The sequence below is a fragment of the Allobosea sp. TAB14 genome, from assembly GCF_052113865.1.
In the GTDB taxonomy this organism is placed as follows: domain Bacteria; phylum Pseudomonadota; class Alphaproteobacteria; order Rhizobiales; family Beijerinckiaceae; genus Allobosea; species Allobosea spartocytisi.
Genome location: NZ_JBFRDQ010000015.1, coordinates 12548 through 27164, shown reverse-complemented (window position 1 = coordinate 27164; position 14617 = coordinate 12548). Strand labels below are relative to the sequence as shown.

At 67.1% G+C, this 14617-nt stretch carries 12 protein-coding genes and 1 tRNA gene; 8 read left to right on the top strand and 5 right to left on the bottom strand.

Annotated features, from left to right (window positions below; genetic code table 11):
• Positions 1 to 56 precede the first annotated feature (56 nt).
• Complete coding sequence (locus AB4Y99_RS03635) at positions 57 to 1613, bottom strand: ABC transporter substrate-binding protein (RefSeq protein WP_441522405.1); 1557 nt, start codon at positions 1611 to 1613, stop codon at positions 57 to 59.
• A 141-nt stretch (positions 1614 to 1754) separates the two neighbouring features.
• The gene (locus tag AB4Y99_RS03630; RefSeq protein WP_441522404.1) at positions 1755 to 2897 is read right to left on the bottom strand and encodes a C45 family autoproteolytic acyltransferase/hydolase; all 1143 of its coding nucleotides are present in this window, start codon (positions 2895 to 2897) and stop codon (positions 1755 to 1757) included.
• An 81-nt stretch (positions 2898 to 2978) separates the two neighbouring features.
• Between AB4Y99_RS03630 and AB4Y99_RS03625 the strand changes: the two genes are divergently transcribed.
• Both AB4Y99_RS03625 and AB4Y99_RS03620 read left to right on the top strand, forming a co-directional pair.
• Complete coding sequence (locus AB4Y99_RS03625) at positions 2979 to 3860, top strand: GntR family transcriptional regulator (protein WP_133560950.1); 882 nt, start codon at positions 2979 to 2981, stop codon at positions 3858 to 3860.
• 109 nt (positions 3861 to 3969) lie between these two features.
• A complete protein-coding gene (locus AB4Y99_RS03620; RefSeq protein WP_441522403.1) occupies positions 3970 to 5220 on the top strand; it encodes an aminopeptidase in 1251 nt (416 codons plus the stop codon).
• Between the two features lie 124 nt (positions 5221 to 5344).
• On the opposite strand, the gene AB4Y99_RS03615 is transcribed toward AB4Y99_RS03620, so the two are convergent.
• Complete coding sequence (locus AB4Y99_RS03615) at positions 5345 to 6382, bottom strand: DmpA family aminopeptidase (protein ID WP_441522402.1); 1038 nt, start codon at positions 6380 to 6382, stop codon at positions 5345 to 5347.
• 129 nt (positions 6383 to 6511) lie between these two features.
• On the opposite strand from AB4Y99_RS03615, the gene AB4Y99_RS03610 reads away from it, so the two are divergent.
• Both AB4Y99_RS03610 and AB4Y99_RS03605 read left to right on the top strand, forming a co-directional pair.
• Complete coding sequence (locus AB4Y99_RS03610) at positions 6512 to 6949, top strand: DUF1810 domain-containing protein (RefSeq protein ID WP_441522401.1); 438 nt, start codon at positions 6512 to 6514, stop codon at positions 6947 to 6949.
• 88 nt (positions 6950 to 7037) lie between these two features.
• The gene (locus AB4Y99_RS03605; RefSeq protein WP_441522400.1) at positions 7038 to 8888 is read left to right on the top strand and encodes an AI-2E family transporter; all 1851 of its coding nucleotides are present in this window, start codon (positions 7038 to 7040) and stop codon (positions 8886 to 8888) included.
• Between the two features lie 182 nt (positions 8889 to 9070).
• On the opposite strand, the gene AB4Y99_RS03600 is transcribed toward AB4Y99_RS03605, so the two are convergent.
• A tRNA-Gly gene (locus AB4Y99_RS03600) sits at positions 9071 to 9145 on the bottom strand.
• A 278-nt stretch (positions 9146 to 9423) separates the two neighbouring features.
• Between AB4Y99_RS03600 and AB4Y99_RS03595 the strand changes: the two genes are divergently transcribed.
• The 4 genes from AB4Y99_RS03595 to AB4Y99_RS03580 all read left to right on the top strand — a co-directional run bounded on the left by AB4Y99_RS03595 (position 9424) and on the right by AB4Y99_RS03580 (position 13051).
• Positions 9424 to 9963 (top strand): prolyl-tRNA synthetase associated domain-containing protein, encoded by a 540-nt coding sequence (locus AB4Y99_RS03595; RefSeq protein ID WP_441522399.1) that lies wholly within the window; start codon positions 9424 to 9426, stop codon positions 9961 to 9963.
• 95 nt (positions 9964 to 10058) lie between these two features.
• Positions 10059 to 10958: a thioredoxin gene (trxA, locus tag AB4Y99_RS03590; protein ID WP_441522398.1), complete on the top strand. Its 900-nt coding sequence runs from the start codon at positions 10059 to 10061 to the stop codon at positions 10956 to 10958.
• 15 nt (positions 10959 to 10973) lie between these two features.
• A complete protein-coding gene (locus AB4Y99_RS03585; RefSeq protein WP_142022817.1) occupies positions 10974 to 11645 on the top strand; it encodes an LON peptidase substrate-binding domain-containing protein in 672 nt (223 codons plus the stop codon).
• On the top strand, positions 11642 to 13051 hold the full coding sequence (locus AB4Y99_RS03580; protein WP_441522397.1) for an MFS transporter: 1410 nt from the start codon (positions 11642 to 11644) through the stop codon (positions 13049 to 13051). The genes AB4Y99_RS03585 and AB4Y99_RS03580 overlap by 4 nt, the downstream gene beginning before the upstream one ends.
• A gap of 72 nt (positions 13052 to 13123) precedes the next feature.
• Here AB4Y99_RS03580 and AB4Y99_RS03575 read toward each other — a convergent pair whose 3' ends face one another.
• On the bottom strand, positions 13124 to 14560 hold the full coding sequence (locus AB4Y99_RS03575; protein ID WP_038362814.1) for a homospermidine synthase: 1437 nt from the start codon (positions 14558 to 14560) through the stop codon (positions 13124 to 13126).
• Positions 14561 to 14617: the final 57 nt, after the last annotated feature.

Below are 14617 nucleotides of genomic sequence, written 5' to 3'. Positions count from 1 at the left end.
CCGGCAGGCCCTGAACGGGCCTGCCTTTGCGCGAAAGCCCGGAGGCGGAGGGTCCGTTATTCGCCGACCGTAACTTCCCAGGCGCGGGGCAGCGAGCTCACCGTCGAGACATAGCCCTGGGTCTTGGCGCTCATCGCGCCGCCGACGATGCCGTTATAGAGCATCACCATCGGCACCTCCGCGAGGAAGCGCCGGTGCAGCGTGTCGAAGATCGCCTGGCGCCCGGCCCGGTCGTTCACCACCATCGACTTGTCGAGCAGGGCCTGCACCTCGGGATTGTCCCAGAGCTTGCGCGGCTGCTTGTCCTTCGGTCCGGTCATCGATTCATAGCTCAGCGCCGGATCCATGCGGCCCGAATAGGGGAAGGCCTGCATCTGGTAGTTGCCCTTGGTGTAGCGGTCGAGCTGCGTCGCCCATTCCAGCACCTCGATCTCGATATTGAGGCCGACCGCCTTCAGCATCTGCTGGGCGACGACGGCGGCGTCGAAGCTTTCGGGRTAGCGCTTGTTGGCGAGCATCACGATCTTCTCGCCCTTGTAGCCGGCCTCSGCGAKRAGCTTCYTGGCGGCGGCCGGRTCGTATGCCCAGCCCTCCTTCTGCGCGGCGCCGTAATAGGCGGAGAGCATCGGGATGATCGAATTGTTCGGCGTTCCGAGGCCGTCGGTGATGGTCGCGACCAGTTCCTTGACGTCGATCGCGGCGGCGATGGCCTGGCGCAGCTTGACGTTCTGCAACAGAGGGTCGCGCGTCTGGATGATCAGCCCGACGAGGCTCATGCTGGTGATGACCGAGGTCTTGACCTTGTCGTTCTTCTTCAACTCCGCGATGTCGGAATTGGCGATGTCGGGGACAACGTCGATGTCGCCGCGCAGCAGGGCGGCCTTGGCGGTGGCGTTGTCGGGGATGACGACGAAGCGGACTTCGTCGACCAGCGGCTTCTTGGCGCCGGTCATCCCGTCGATCTTGCCGGGCAGAGAGGCGTAATCGGCGAAGCGATCGAGCTTGATGTATTCGCCGCGCTTCCACTCGCCGAGCTTGAACGGGCCGGTGCCGATCGGCTTGTCGAARSWGCCRTCSGCCTTSACCGAATCCTTGTGSAKGATSCCGGTCATGGCGCAGTCGGTGCGGGCGAGTGAGGAGAGGAAAAGCGCGCTCGGCTTGTCGAGCTGGAACATCACGGTCTTGTCGTCGGGCGCCGTGACCGTCTCGACCTTGACCAGGCCGCGGCCGTCGAATTCCGAGAGGCAGCGCCAGTCGGTCTTCGGATCCATATAGCGGTTCCAGCTCCACAGCACGTCGGCTGCGGTGAGCGGCGCGCCGTTATGGAACTTCACGCCCTGGCGCAGCGTGAAGGTGTAGCTCCTGCCGTCCGGCGAGATCTCGACCTTCTCGGCCAGCAGCGGCTTGGGCAGCGCATCCTCGCCATAGGCGACGAGGCCTTCGACCATCTGCAGCACGACGCCGTCGGTGTTGGCGTCGCGGTTGACGCCGGGATTGATCGAGCGGATGTCGGCGCGAAGCTGGATCCTGAGCGTGCTGGCCTCGGCGATCTGCACGCCGCCGCACAGGAGCGCGGCAGCGAGGGCAGTGGCGGTGGCGGTTCGGCGCATCATGTTCCCCTGTTTTTATGCGGTTGTGACGCGGTATCGGAGCGCYCCCTCGCCTCTCCCGAGCGGGGAGCGCTCCGTCTTTCCTGACGCATTGTCTGCACGCGAAGCGGTGGCCGCTCCGCTCGAAAACGCTGCGTGGCCGGGTTATTCGGCCGCTTCGGCGAGCAGGACCGGATCCTCGGTCAGGCTGTAGCGGGTGAAGACGCGGTTCTGGGCGGGCAGCGGCGCGACCTCCATGATCCCCTTGGCCGGCTGCATGATCACCATCGCGACGGTGGCCGAGAGGTTGCCCTGCTCGTTCGGGCGGGCCGGACGGCAGACCGAATAGGGCGAGAGGAAATCGTCGAAGAGGGCCTGCTTGAGATCGTCGACCGTCAGCTTGCGGCCGGCCTCATTGAGCAGCTTCTTGACCCGCCAGTCGCGGTAGAAGCTCTCCGGCACGCGCGGGATGCTGGTGTTCTTGACCTTGGTCAGCGCGATCTGGCCGACCCAGTGATTGGCATGCACGATCATGCCGTCTTCCGGGTAGATCGGGAAGGCTTCGTCCGGGGCGCATTCGAAATCGATGCCGAAGCCCTTCACGGTCGAGAGCATCATGTTGTTGGAGCAGGCCTTCGGCGTCGCCGCCACGGCCTTGATCGCGAAGGCGAGATGCTCCTGCTCCAGCACCTTGCGGCGGATCAGGGCGAGCGGCACGCCGGTCTGGCTGAAGTCGCGGTCGCATTCGAGATAGTTGGCGGTGATCGAGACGCCGGCCGCGTTCATGCCGCAGCGGGCGAGGCCGCCGGCCTCGACGAAGGTCAGGAAGTCCGGGCCGTCGTCGCGGCGCACGCGCAGCACGATCGCGGTCTCCGCGCATTCGGCGCGCCAGTCCCAGTTCTGGCCGTGGATGASTTCSCCSKTSGCGCTGCGCTCGGGCAGRATGAYCGCGCCSGTGCARCCRTCGTCGAGCTCCTCGSYSGCCTCGACCGGCTTGTTCTTGACCATCCGCGCCTTGGCGATCACCTCGGTGCGGGCATTGACCATGATGATGTCTTCCAGCGCGACGCCGGCGCCGTCGGCGATGCCGCGCATCTCCTCGATGTAATGCGCGCCGAAAGCCTCGATCTCGCGGGCGAACTCGCCGATCAGGGCCGATTTGGCCTTGGCGTCGTAGCCGAGATCGCCGAGTTGGCCGCCATAGAGCTCGATCGAGCGCTTCACGCGGCTCGGCACGGCCGCGCCATGCTGGCGGCCGCGCTCATAGGGCGAGCCGGAGACATCGACGAAGGGGCAGGGCTGGACCATGGCGTGGGGCCTTTCGGATATGCTGGCCTGGAGTTATGCTGTATTGTATTTCATCACGAACTAAAACAATCAAGGCCTTCGATGACGACGCCGACGCGGCTGCAGCAGGAGATCGCCGAGCGCATCCTGCAGATGATGCGGGATGACGGCCTCGGCGCCGGCGCCCGGCTGAACGAGAACGGCACGGCGCAGCGGCTCGGCGTCTCGCGCACCCCGGTCCGCGCCGCGCTCGACCATCTCGCCCGTCAGGGCGTGGTGCGGCGGCTCGCCAACAAGGGGATCGAGGTCGTCGCGCTGCCGGATGCGACGGCGAGTGTCCTGCCGCCCGAGCTGATCGACCTCGCCATGGTCCGGCTGGCGCATGAGCGCGAGAACGGGCTCCTGCCGGACGAGGTCTCGGAACTGGAGGTGATGCGGCGCTACGAGCTCGGCCGGCCGGAGGCGCAGAAGCTCCTCGCCCGCCTCGCCGATCTCGACATGGTCGAGCGCAAGCCGGGCTATGGCTGGCGCTTCCTGCATGAGCCGCGCGACCGGCGCCTGCGCGATGAGAGCTATCGCTTCCGGATGGTGATCGAGCCGATGTGCATGCTCGAACCGGACTTCCGGCTCGAAGCAGGCTGGATCGGGGAGATGCGGGCGCGCCATCTCGAATACCTGCGAAGCCCGTGGCGCGAATCGTCCAGCATCGCCTTCTACGAAATGAATGCCGCTTTCCATGAAGACTTGGCCGCGGCGACGGGCAATCGCTATTTCCATTCGGCCGTGCGGCGCCAGAACCAGCTCAGACGCCTCTCGAACTACGATTGGGGCCTTGGCTTCGAGCGTGTCCAGGTGAATTGCACCGAGCATCTCGCCATGCTCGACCATCTGGAGGCCGGTGAGAACGAGGTCGCCTCGGCCCTGATGCGCAGCCATCTGCTGCGGGCGAGCAAGCTCCGGCTTGGCCCGAGATCGGCTGATTGACGGCCCTTCCTCCGATCTCCGAATGACCGCCCCGACGCAGGGACAGTCTTGACCCGGCGGCGATTTGCGCGAGCAATGGCGGTTTGCGAACTCCGACAGGTTGACTGCCATGACCGTTCATCAACGCCCCGCCGCCATCGATCCCGCCAAGCTCGACAAGCTGGCCGAGGTCGCCATCCGCGTGGGCTTGAACCTGCAACCCGGTCAGGATCTGTTCCTGACGGCGCCTGTCGCCGCGCTGCCGCTGGTCAGGCGGATCGCCGAGCATGCCTACAAGGCCGGCGCCGGCATCGTGACGCCGCTGCTCTCCGACGAGGAGGTCACTTTGGCGCGCTATCGCTCCGCGCCGGATGCGAGCTTCGACAAGGCGCCGGGCTGGCTTTATGAGGGCGTCGCCAAGGCCTTCACGCAGAATACGGCCCGGCTCGCCATCGTCGGCGACAACCCGATGCTGCTCGCCAACGAGGACCCGGCCAAGGTCGGCCGTGCCAGCAAGGCGAATGCGCTGGCCTACCAGCCGGCATTGGAGAAGATCGCCGGCTTCGACATCAACTGGAACATCATCGCCTTTCCGAGCGTGGCCTGGGCGAAGCAGGTTTTCCCGGAGGATGCCGAGGAGGTCGCGGTCGGCAGGCTGGCGGAGGCGATCTTCGCGGCGTCGCGCATCAACGAGACCGATCCGGTGGCAGCCYGGAAGGCGCATAACGCGGCGTTGCGCAGCCGCCGCGACTGGCTGAACGGCCAACGCTTCGCCGCGCTGCATTTCACCGGGCCTGGCACCGACCTGACCGTCGGGCTCGCCGATGGCCATGACTGGCAGGGCGGCGCCTCGCCGGCTCGCAACGGCATCATCTGCAACCCGAACATCCCGACCGAGGAGGTCTTCACCACCCCGCATGCGCGCCGGGTGGAGGGGCGTGTGTCGAGCACCAAGCCGCTCTCCTATCAGGGCTCGCTGATCGACGGCATCCAGGTGCGCTTCGAGGGCGGGCGGATCGTCGAGGCCAAGGCCTCGCGTGGCGAGGCGGTGCTGAACAAGGTGCTCGACACCGATGAGGGCGCGCGCCGGCTCGGCGAAGTCGCGCTGGTGCCGCACTCCTCGCCGATCTCGAAGAGCGGCGTCCTGTTCTACAACACGCTCTTCGACGAGAACGCCTCCTGCCACATCGCGCTCGGCCAGTGCTATTCGAAATGCTTCGTCGACGGCGCGAATCTGACACCGGAGCAGATCGCGGCGCAGGGCGGCAACAAGAGCCTCATCCATATCGACTGGATGATCGGCTCGGGCGAAGTCGACATCGACGGCGTCCATGCGGATGGGCGGCGCGTGCCGGTGTTCCGCAAGGGCGAGTGGGCCTGAGCCGGCAGGGGCGTCATGCTCGGGCTTGACCCGAGCATCTCAGGACCAGAAGGTGCCCCTCCGGCAGGAGATTCTCGGGTCTGCGCTTCGCTTCGCTCGAGAATGATGCGGGTCTTGTTTCCGATCAGCCCGCATTCGCCCTGAGCCAATCCCCGAGGGAGGGGCGATGATGCCCGTCGCGGCCGGTCGTGGCGGGGGCTGCGATCATCGCGTTGAGCACGGCTTCCTGCGTCGCCTCGGTGGCGGCGCGGAAGAGTGTGTCGATGCGGTTTTCGTTGAGCGCGCGCAGCGACACGATGTCCTTCGGCTCGTCATGGTCGACGGAACCGGCCGTGGTGAAGGCGAGCGCGATGTCGCCGCTGCCATTGCCCCAGAAGGCGCCGAGCCGGGCGAGCCCGGCGCCGCCACGCCGCGCGACGCGGTGAAGCTGGCGTGACTCCAGCGGGGCGTCGGTCGCGATAACGAGGATGACCGAGCCGCGCTCGGCCTGCGGTCGGGTTTCGGGCGGGACGGGGCGTCGTCCGTCCGGCAGGACGAGATCGCCGGCATTTCCGAAATTGGCCAGCGCCAGCACGCCGAGCCTGAAATCGCTGCCATCGAGCGCGAAGCGGCGCGAGGCGGTGCCGATGCCGCCCTTGAAGCCGAAGGCGCTCATGCCCGCTCCCGCACCGACCGCCCCCTCCGCCACTGGTCCGGTGGCGGCGGCGTCGAGCGCGGCGAAGGCATGGTCCTGCGTCAGCGCGCGGGCGCGAATATCGGAAAGATAGCCGTCATTGCATTCGAGCACGGCGGGATTGACCGTGCCGGTGCCACGCCCGATGTCGGGATTGGCGGCAAGCGCGCGCGTCACCAGCGCGTCGAAGCCGGTGCCGACGGCCAGCGTGTTGGTCAGCAGCAGCGGCGTCTCGATCTGGCCGAGCTCGGCGATCTGCATCAGCCCGGCGCTCTTGCCAAAGCCGTTGATGATGTCGACCGCCGCCCGCATCTTCCGCCGAAAGAGATTGCCGTCATGCGGCAGCAGCGCGGTGTAGCCCGTCAGGATGTCGCCATCCCGCAGCGTATGATGGCCGAGCTTCACGCCCGGGACATCGGTGATCGCGTTGAGCGGTCCCGGCTCCATGATGCCGCAGATGAGGCCGAAATCGCGGGCGCGCTGGGTCATGATTTCCGATCCGGACGACAGTCAGGCGGGCTTAGCGCATCGGCCCGAAAAGCGGGATAGGGTTTTCGGGGGAAGCCGGCGCAAGAACCAGGATCCCCAGCCTCGGATTGGACAGGAGGGAAACGAAGCATGGAACCCGCAGGTTTCGATCTCGCGCGCTTCCTCGTGGCCCAGGAGCCCGTCTATGAGACCACGCTGGCCGAGCTGAAGGCCGGACGGAAGCGGACGCATTGGATGTGGTTCGTCTTTCCGCAGCTGCGCGGGCTCGGCCTGTCGCCGACCTCCCTGTTCTACGGGCTGGAATCGCTCGACGAGGCGCGGGCCTATCTGGCGCATGCCGTTCTTGGCCCCCGGCTGGAGGCCTGCATGCGCGCCCTGCTCGCGCATGAGGGACTGACGGCGCATGCGATCCTCGGCTCGCCCGATGAGATGAAGCTGCGCTCGTCGATGACGCTGTTCGACCGGGCCGATGGCCGTGCCGATAATCTCTGCCGAGCGGTGTTGCGCCGCTTCTTCGACGGAGAGGCCGATCCGCTGACGCTTTCCAGGTTGCCGGGCCCAAACTGATCCGCGCGGCCCGCGGGGCGGATCAAACCGGCCGGAAGCGCGTTATGCATCGCGCAAAGGCGGGTGACCCTTGAATCCAGATGATGCAATGCGTCCGGTCACACCGGAACCGGAGGGAGCAACCAGCCGCCCCGGCCTGCCGGCGAGCTGGATGCAGGCCGTTGCGCTGCTCGGCGTTGTCGCCGTGCTCTATGTCGCGCGGGATGTCTTCGTTCCGCTGGCGATCGCGGTCCTGCTCACCTTCGCATTGGCCCCGGTGGTTTCCGCCATCCGCCGCGCCGGCATCTGGCGTACGCCGGCCGTCATCATCGTGGTCACGGCGGCCTTCATCGGCATCGCGGCTTTCAGCTTCCTGGTGGCGAGCCAGGTTTCCGAGCTCTCCGGCCAGTTGCCGACCTACCAGTCCAACATCCTGGAGAAGATCCGCAACCTGAAGCATGCGGGCGCCGAGAACGGCATCATCTCCCAGATCACCGAGGCGGTGGAACGGGTCGGGCGCGAAATTAGCCGTGGCGATACTCCCGCCGGGCGGCCGGACGGTGACAGCAGCGGCCCGATGCTCGTGCAGATCTATTCGCCCGAGCAGCCGATCCAGATCCTGACGAGCGTGATCGCCCCGCTGATCGGCCCGCTGGCGACGGCGGGTCTGGTCGTCGTGGTGGTCATCTTCATGCTGCTGGAGCGCGAGGATCTGCGCGACCGCTTCATCCGGCTCGCCGGCTACGGCGATTTGCACCGGACGACCGAAGCCCTGCAGGAGGCGGGCAGCCGCGTCGGCCGTTACCTGCTCACGCAGCTCATGGTCAACCTGTTCTATGGCGTGCCGGTCGCCCTCGGCCTGTGGTGGATCGGCATCCCCAATGCGGCGCTGTGGGGGGCGCTGGGCATCGTCATGCGTTTCGTGCCCTATATCGGCCCGGCCGTCTCGATGGTCCTGCCACTGTTCCTCGCCGTCGCGGTCTCGCCCGGCTGGACGCTGCTGTTATGGGTCGGGGCGCTTTTCATCGTCATCGAGCTCGTCATCAACAACGTCGTGGAGCCCTGGCTCTACGGATCCCGGACGGGACTGTCGCCGCTCGCCATCATCGTTTCGGCGATCTTCTGGACCTGGCTGTGGGGGCCGGTCGGGCTGGTGATGTCGACGCCGCTCACCGTGTGCCTCGTCGTGCTCGGCAAGCATGTGCCCCAGTTCCAGTTCTTCGAGGTGCTCCTCGGCAACGAGCCGGTTCTCGACCCCGAGATGCGGCTTTACCAGAGGCTGCTCGCCAACGACCCGAACGAGGCCACCGACCAGCTCGAGGAAATGCTGGAGGAGAGGCCGTTGTCGGAGATCTACGGCGAGGTCGCCATTCCCGCCCTGATCCTGGCCGATCGCGACCGCCAGCGCGGCGTCATGGCCGATGGCCAGCTCAAGACGGTGTCATCCGCCGCCCAGGCCGTCATCGCCAATCTGGCCGAGGCGGCGGCTCCGGCCGACAGCGAGCCCGAGAAACCGGAGGACGCGGAAGCCGGCGCCGCCACTGCGTGCGCGCCGACGCGATCCGTGCTCTGCGTCGGCGGGCGAAGCGTGCTGGACGATGTCAGCGCGACGATGCTCGCCCAGGTTCTCACCGCGGACGGCGCGCGGGCGCTGGCGGTCGCCCGCGCCGCGCTGGGAACGGCGCGGCCGGACGGTGCTTCCGATATCGATACGGTTGCCGTATGCCTGTTGAATGCCGGCTCGCTCCGCAGCGGTCGTTTCCTGGTCCGGCGGCTGAAGCGCCAATGGCCGAGTGTCCGCATCGGTCTCGTGATCTGGCAGGACCCTGACGAGCCCGCAGCCCCTGAGGCGGTCGGCCATGTCCCGGAGGCCGATTTCATCGCGCGCAGCTTCGGCGAGGCGGTGGCGCGTATCGCCGGCGATGCGGTCGAGGTCGAGCGGCGCGAGCGGATCGCCTGAGCCGCCGACGCATGCGCCTTTCCCCGATCCCGGCTTCCCGCGTGGGTGCTGTTCGGGCCGATTGCGGGGTGGAACGCCGTGACGAGGCCGAAGGTCTCGACGCCATCGGCCTTCGGGCGCCAGAAAAGCAAAAAGCGCCGGAAAATCCGACGCTTGCATGCTTCTCAAGCCTTGAGATTGTCTGGAGCGGGCGAAGGGATTCGAACCCTCGACCCCAACCTTGGCAAGGTTGTGCTCTACCCCTGAGCTACACCCGCATCCGAGACAGTCACGCCGTGGCGGCGCGGCCGGGTTATTGCCCCAAAGCGCTGCGGAGTGCAAGCGTTTCGGCAAAGTTTTTTTGCCGCCTGTCGATAAATCCCGCAGCGGACCGGCTTCGCGCCTCGGAATGCCGGAGGGCGGGGTCCGTCGATTCCGGGCCGGAGACGGCTCGGCGCGCGGCGCGGCCCGTCCTTGCCGGAAATGCGGATTCCGCTGGCGACTTAAATGGTCTAGAGCCGGATCGGATCGGATTGAAACGGTTTCCCGCCCCGCCATGATTCCCACGTCCCAGATCGTCCCTCTGACCGATGCGGAGCTGTGCGCGCGCCTCGCGGCGAGCGGCATCGCGTTCCACCGCACCGACCATCCGGCCGTGTTCACGGTGGCGGAGACCGCGCCGCATCGCGACATGATGATCGGATTGCAGACCAAGAACCTGTTCCTGAAGGACAAGAAGGGCCGGCTCTTCCTGGTCTCGGCCAAATCCGACGCACGCATCGACCTGAAGCGCTTGCACGAGACGCTGGGCGCCAGCGGCCGGCTGTCCTTCGGGTCGGCCGAATTGCTGCTGGAGAAGCTGGGCGTCACGCCGGGCTCGGTCACGGCCTTTGCCGTCGTCAACGATCGCGAAGGGGCGGTGACCATGGTGCTCGACGTCAATCTGACGACCGGCGAGGAGGTCAACTTCCATCCCCTGGTCAACACCGCGACCCTGCGCATCGGCCGGGACGATCTCGTCGCCTTCCTGCGCGAGACCGGCCATGAGCCGCTGATCGTCGATTTGCCGGTGCCGCCCGATGGACAGAACGGCTAAAGCTCCCCATTTAAGGGGCGGCCGCGTCGCGGCCGCCAATTGCTGAAAACGCACGAATCCGAACGTCGGAACGACGGCATCACGAAGGGCGACCCATGCTGGTCAATGGCGAGGCGGCCGAGCAACCCGGCCTGATCAAGGACACCACCACCCAGGGCTTCCGCCAGGACGTCATCGCCGAATCGATGCAGCAGCCGGTGCTGGTCGATTTCTGGGCGCCGTGGTGCGGGCCGTGCAAGCAGCTGACGCCCGTCATCGAGAAGGCGGTCAAGGCCGCCGGCGGCAAGGTCAAGCTCGTCAAGATGAACATCGACGAGCATCCGCAGATCTCCGGCCAGCTCGGCATCCAGTCGATTCCCGCCGTCATCGCCTTCAAGCAGGGCCAGCCGATCGACGGCTTCATGGGCGCGCAGCCGGAAAGCCAGGTGAAAGCCTTCATCGAGCGCCTTGTCGGGCCGGTCGGGCCGGGCGAGGCGGAGGAATTGCTCGCGGCCGCTCAGGAAGCGCTCGCGGCCGGCGATGCCGCCGGGGCGAGCGAGCTCTACGGGCATGCCCTGCAGCTGGAGCCGGAGAACCTCGGCGCCATCGCCGGCCTCTCGCGGCTGCATCTCGACACCGGCGACATCGAGGGCGCCAAGGGCATCCTCGCCATGGCGCCGCAGGAGAAGGCGAGCGACCAGGCGATCGCCGCCGTGCGGGCCGCTATCGAGCTTGCCGAGCAGGCCGCCTCGCTCGGCGACACGGCCGAGCTCGAGGCGAAGGTCGCCGCCGATCCGAAGGACTATCAGGCGCGCTTCGATCTCGCGCTGGCGCTCAATGCGCGCGACAAGCGCGAGGAGGCCGTTGACCATCTGATCGCCATCATCAAGGCCGACAGGAAGTGGAACGACGATGGCGCGCGTAAGCAGCTCCTCCAGTTCTTCGAGGCCTGGGGGCCGATGGACGAGGCAAGCGTGGGCGGACGCCGGAAGCTGTCGACCCTGCTGTTTTCCTGAAGCGAGGATGCGCGGATGGGCATGAACGCCGTCTACAAGGGGGCCGGGGATTGCCCGCAGGTGATCCCGCTCTTCCCTTTGACCGGCGCGCTCTTGCTCCCGCGCGGACAGATGCCGCTCAATATCTTCGAGCCGCGCTATCTGGCGATGATCGATGACGCGATCCGGGGCGACCGCGTCATCGGGATGATCCAGCCCGAGCCGGATGACGGTCGCCGCGTCGAGATTCCGCCGCTGGTCAGGGTCGGCTGTCTTGGCCGCATCACCCAGTTCGCCGAGACCGGCGACGATCGCTACATCATCAGCCTGACCGGCATCAGCCGTTTCCGCGTCGTGGAGGAATTGTCCGTGGTGACGCCCTACCGGCAGGGACGGGTGGATTACGAGCCCTTCGCGGTCGATTTCATCGCCCGCTCGGGCGAGGAGGCGGTCGATCGCGACGGGCTGCTCAAGGCGTTGCGCGACTTCGCCAAGGCGAACGACCTCAAGATCGACTGGAAGGGCGTCCATGAGGCGCCGAACGAGGCGCTGGTCAACGCGTTGGCGATGATGTGCCCCTTCGGCCCGCGCGAGAAGCAGGCGCTGCTGGAGGCGCGCAGCCTCAAGGAGCGCGCCGAGGTGCTGGTGGCGATCACCGAGATCGAGCTGGCGCGCGGCGGCGGCGATCCGGACACGACGCTGCAGTGAGCTCCGCCATTTCCTCGTCCGAGCCGGTTTCCGTTGCGCCGCCGTCGACCTGGCCGCCGCGGCGCGCGGTCGTGGCCTGGATCTTCTTCGACTGGTCGGCGCAGCCTTTCTTCACGCTGATCACCACCTTCGTCTTCGCACCGTTCTTCGCCTCGGCCCTGGCGAGCGATGCGGCGGAGGGGCAGGCGCTGTGGGGCTATGCCACGGGCTTCGCCGGCTTCTGCATCGCGCTGCTCTCGCCGCTGCTCGGTGGCGTCGCCGACCGGACGGGGCCGCGCAAGCCCTGGATCGCGGCCTTCGGGGCGCTGCTGGTGATCGGTTCGGCCATGCTCTGGTTCGCGGTGCCCGGCTCGCCATGGGCGGTGACGATCGCGCTCGCCGGCTTCGTCATCGCGACGGTCGGCGCCGAATTCGCGACGACCTTCAACAATGCGATGATGACGCGGCTGGTGCCGGCGGAGCGGCTGGGCTGGCTCTCCGGCACGGGCTGGGCGGTCGGCTATCTCGGCGGCCTCCTCTCGCTGGCGGTGACGCTTGGCCTGCTGGCGGCCGATCCGCATACCGGCAAGACGCTGGCCGGGCTGTCGCCGATCTTCGGGCTCGATGCCGCCAGCCGCGAGGGCGACCGTTTCTCCGGGCCGCTGACGGCGCTGTGGTTCATCGTCTTCGTCGCGCCGATGTTTCTGCTCACTCCCGATTCGCCGCGAACCGGGATGCGGCTCAAGGAGGCGGCGCAAGGCGGCGTCGGACGGCTCAAGGCGACGATCGCGGAATTGCCCAAGCTGCCTGCGCTCGGGCGCTTCCTGCTCGCGAACATGATCTACCAGGATGCGCTGGTCGCGCTCTTCGCCTTCGGCGGCATCTATGCGGCCGGCGTMTTCGGCTGGCAGACCATCGAGCTCGGCGTCTTCGGCATCCTGCTCACCGTCACCGGCACGCTCGGCGCCTGGCTCGGCGGCAAGCTCGACGATGCCATCGGCGGCAAGCCGGTGATCCTGGGCTCGATCGCCTGCCTGCTCTTCGCCTGCCTCGGCATTCTCTCGCTGAGCGCCGACCATATCCTGTTCGTGATCCCGGTTGCCCCGCCTGTCCCGGGCGACGGACTCTATGCCTCGCTGCCGGAGAAGGTCTATCTCGGCCTCGGCCTGCTGATCGGCCTCGTCGCCGGTCCCATGCAGGCGGCTTCGCGCAGCCTGCTGGCGCGGCTCGCGCCGGAGGGGCGGATCGGCGAGTTCTTCGGGCTCTTCGCCCTGTCGGGGAAAGTGACGTCCTTCATGGGGCCGACGCTGGTCGCGCTGGCGACGAGCGTCTTCGCCAGCCAGCGCGCGGGCCTGGCGGTGCTGATCGTGTTCTTCCTGGCGGGCGGGGCGCTTTTGGCGGGTGTTAATGTGAAACGGGCGCCGTAGCGCCCGTTCTTGTCCCGCGTCATGAGATTCTCGGGTCGCCGCTGCGCGGCGCCGGAGAATGACGGGTCTCGCTCACCGAACCAGGATGTTCCTGAACTGCCAGGGATCGCTGGTATCGATGTCCTCCGGGAACAGGCCCGGGCGGCCGTCGAGCGGGGTCCAGTCGGTGTAATAGCCCTTCACCGGACCGAGATAGGGCATCTGGATTCCCAGGCAGCGGTCGAGATCCATCTCCTCGACCTCGACGATACCGGCATTGGGATTCTCGAGCGCCCAGACCATGCCGGCGAGCACGGCCGAGGTGACCTGCAGGCCGGTCGCGGTCTGGTACGGAGCGAGCTTGCGCGCTTCCTCGGTGGAGAGCTGCGAGCCGAACCAATAGGCGCCCTTGTCGTGGCCGTAGAGCAGCACGCCGAGCTCGTCGATGCCGTCGACGACCTCGTTCTCCTCGAGGATGTGGTGCTTCTCCTGCGGACGGCCGGCATTGCCGAACATCTCGTGGAGCGAGAGCACTGCATCGTTCGCAGGGTGATAGGCGTAGTGGCAGGTCGGCCGGTAGATCGCCTTGCCGCTCTCGTCGCGCACGGTGAAATAGTCCGCGATCGAGATCGACTCGTTATGCGTCACCAGGAAGCCGTATTGCGGGCCCGGCGTCGGGCACCAGCTGCGCACCTTGGTCTCGGCGCCGGGCTGCATCAGGTAGATCGCGGCCTGGGAGCCGGTCTCGTGGGTGCGGGCATTCTCCGGCATCCATTTCTCATGGGTGCCCCAGCCGAGCTCGGCCGGCTGCACGCCCTCGGAGATGAAGCCCTCGACCGACCAGGTGTTGACGAAGACGCCGGGCGGCTTGGGGTTCTTCGAACGCTGCGTGTCGCGCTCGGCGATATGGATGCCCTTGACGCCGACCTGCTTCATCAGCGCGGCCCATTCCTCGCGGGTCTTCGGCTGCGGCACGTTGAGGCGCATGTCGGCGGCGACGTTCAGCAGGGCCTTCTTGGCGAGCCAGGAGGCCATGCCCGGATTGGCGCCGCAGCAGGAAATGGCCGTCGTCGAACCAGGCTGACGGGCGCGCTTGGCGGCCAGCGTCATCTCGCGCAGGGCATAGTTCGAACGCTCGCCCGGCCCCTTGCTCTCGTCGAAATAGAAGCCGAGCCAGGGCTCGTTGACGGTGTCGATATAAAGCGCCCCTAAGCTGGAGCAGAATTCCATGAGGTCGCGCGAGCCGGTGTCGCAGGACAGGTTCACGCAGAAACCCTGTCCGCCGCCGGCCGTCAGCAGCGGTTCGAGCAGCGCCTTGTAGTTCTCGGGCGTCAGCGCTTCCTGGATGAAGCGGATGCCACGCTCATCGAGGAGCGCCCGGTTCTCGTCGTCCGGCGCGATCACCACGAAGCGGCTCTTGTCGTATTTGAAATGCCGTTCGATCATCGGCAGCGTCCCGCGGCCGATCGAGCCGAAGCCGATCATCACGATCGGGCCGGTGATCTCGCCGTATACGGGCCAATCCGTCATTCTTTTGAACTCCTGGGTTCGGGAAACATCGAAGCGAAGGCTGGTATGGGCGGGCGG

What these genes read in the sequence shown, in the direction of transcription:
- AB4Y99_RS03625 (WP_133560950.1), top strand. Translation starts at nt 2,979, where the DNA reads ATGACGACGCCGACGCGGCTGCAGCAGGAGATCGCCGAGCGCATCCTG.
- AB4Y99_RS03575 (WP_038362814.1), bottom strand. Translation starts at nt 14,560, where the DNA reads ATGACGGATTGGCCCGTATACGGCGAGATCACCGGCCCGATCGTGATG.
- AB4Y99_RS03610 (WP_441522401.1), top strand. Translation starts at nt 6,512, where the DNA reads ATGGAACCCGCAGGTTTCGATCTCGCGCGCTTCCTCGTGGCCCAGGAG.
- trxA (WP_441522398.1), top strand. Translation starts at nt 10,059, where the DNA reads ATGCTGGTCAATGGCGAGGCGGCCGAGCAACCCGGCCTGATCAAGGAC.
- AB4Y99_RS03595 (WP_441522399.1), top strand. Translation starts at nt 9,424, where the DNA reads ATGATTCCCACGTCCCAGATCGTCCCTCTGACCGATGCGGAGCTGTGC.
- AB4Y99_RS03605 (WP_441522400.1), top strand. Translation starts at nt 7,038, where the DNA reads ATGCGTCCGGTCACACCGGAACCGGAGGGAGCAACCAGCCGCCCCGGC.
- AB4Y99_RS03585 (WP_142022817.1), top strand. Translation starts at nt 10,974, where the DNA reads ATGGGCATGAACGCCGTCTACAAGGGGGCCGGGGATTGCCCGCAGGTG.
- AB4Y99_RS03615 (WP_441522402.1), bottom strand. Translation starts at nt 6,382, where the DNA reads ATGACCCAGCGCGCCCGCGATTTCGGCCTCATCTGCGGCATCATGGAG.